This window comes from Pseudoroseomonas cervicalis ATCC 49957 (genome assembly GCF_000164635.1).
In the GTDB taxonomy this organism is placed as follows: Bacteria; Pseudomonadota; Alphaproteobacteria; order Acetobacterales; family Acetobacteraceae; genus Pseudoroseomonas; species Pseudoroseomonas cervicalis.
In genome coordinates this window covers 23,631-25,281 of the sequence record NZ_GG770777.1, presented here as the reverse complement: position 1 = coordinate 25,281, position 1,651 = coordinate 23,631, and the positions used below count along the sequence as shown (strand labels likewise).

Below are 1,651 nucleotides of genomic sequence, written 5' to 3'. Positions count from 1 at the left end.
GGGCGCGGCGGGGCCGGGCGGCGCCATGAGAACGGGCCGCGAGGCCCGTGCAGCGTAAGGAAAACACCTTGGCCCCGCGCATCCCCCTCCGCCGCCGCCGCCGCACCAAGATCGTCGCGACGCTTGGTCCCGCCAGTTCCACGCCGGAGGTGATCGAGCGGCTGTATCGCGGCGGGGCGGATGTGTTCCGCCTGAATTTCAGCCATGGCAGCCATGAGGACCATGCCGAGCGCATCCGCATGATCCGCGAGCTGGAGAAGAAGGTCGGCCGCCCGATCGGCATCCTGGCCGATGTGCAGGGCCCGAAGCTGCGGGTCGGCCGCTTCCAGGGCGGGCGGGTGCAGCTGCAGGCCGGGCAGCATTTCCGCCTCGACCTCAGCGCGACGCCGGGCGATGTGCGCCGCGTGCAGCTGCCGCATCCCGAGATCATCGAGGCGGCGCGCATCGGCACCTCGCTGCTGCTGGACGATGGCAAGCTGCGGCTGCGCGTGGTTCACAAGCGCGAGGACCATCTGGAGACCGAGATCCTGGTGGGCGGCCCGCTCTCCGACCGCAAGGGCGTCAACGTGCCCGACGTGGCGCTGCCGATCCCGGCGCTGACCGCGAAGGACCGCGCCGATCTCGATTTCGTCCTGCCGCTCGGCATCGAGTATATCGGCCTGTCCTTCGTGCAGCGGCCCGAGGATGTGGCGGAGGCCAAGGCCATCGCCGCCGGCCGCGCCTGGGTGATGGTGAAGATGGAGAAGCCGCAGGCGGTCGAGAACCTGGAAGGCATCCTCGACCTCACCGATTGCGTCATGGTGGCGCGCGGCGATCTCGGCGTGGAATGCGCGCCGGAGGAGGTGCCGCTGATCCAGAAGCGCATCGTGCGCGAGGCGCGCGCCCGCGGCCTGCCGGTGGTGGTCGCGACGCAGATGCTGGAGAGCATGATCACCGCCCCCGCCCCCACCCGCGCCGAGGCCTCCGACGTCGCGACCGCCGTGTTCGACGGGGCGGACGCGGTGATGCTCTCGGCCGAGAGCGCCGCCGGGCAATACCCGTTCGAGGCGGTGAACATGATGGACCGCATCCTCTACCGGGTGGAGCAGGATGCCGGCTGGCGGCAGATCACCGACGCGGCGCGCCCGGCGCCGGAGAAGAACTCCGCCGGCGCCATCGCCGCCGCCGCCCGCCAGGTGGCCGAGACGATCGAGGCGGAGGCGATCGCCACCTTCACCTCGACCGGCTCCACCACGCTGCGCGTGGCGCGGGAGCGCCCGGCCAGCCCGATCCTCGGCCTGACCAGCAGCGAATCCACGGCGCGCCGCATGGCGGTGGTCTGGGGCGTACACTCCCTGGTCTCGGCCGAGCCGCATTCGATGACCGACATGGTGGCCAAGGCGGTGCGCGCGACGCAGGCGGAGGGCTTCGCCCAGGCCGGCGACGAGATCGTCGTCACCGCCGGCGTGCCCTTCGGCACGCCGGGCACCACCAACGCGCTGCGCGTCGCCGCGGTGAAGTGAGGCACGGCCGCCGGGCGGGGTCCTGCCCGGCCCGGCGGCCCTTTTTCAGTCGCCGCCGCCTTGCGCGGCCCGCTCGCGCGCCAGCAAGGCGCGCTTGCGCTCGATGCCCCAGCGATAGCCGGTCAGCGCCCCGTCGCGCGCCACCACGC

Annotated in this window: 1 protein-coding gene; it reads left to right on the top strand. The window is 72.6% G+C overall.

Features of this window, described 5'->3' with window-relative positions; all coding sequences use genetic code 11:
• The first annotated feature begins 68 nt into the window (after positions 1-68).
• Positions 69-1,502, top strand: coding sequence for a pyruvate kinase (gene pyk / locus HMPREF0731_RS00100; RefSeq protein WP_007001923.1), 1,434 nt, complete (start codon positions 69-71; stop codon positions 1,500-1,502).
• The last annotated feature ends 149 nt before the right edge of the window (positions 1,503-1,651 follow it).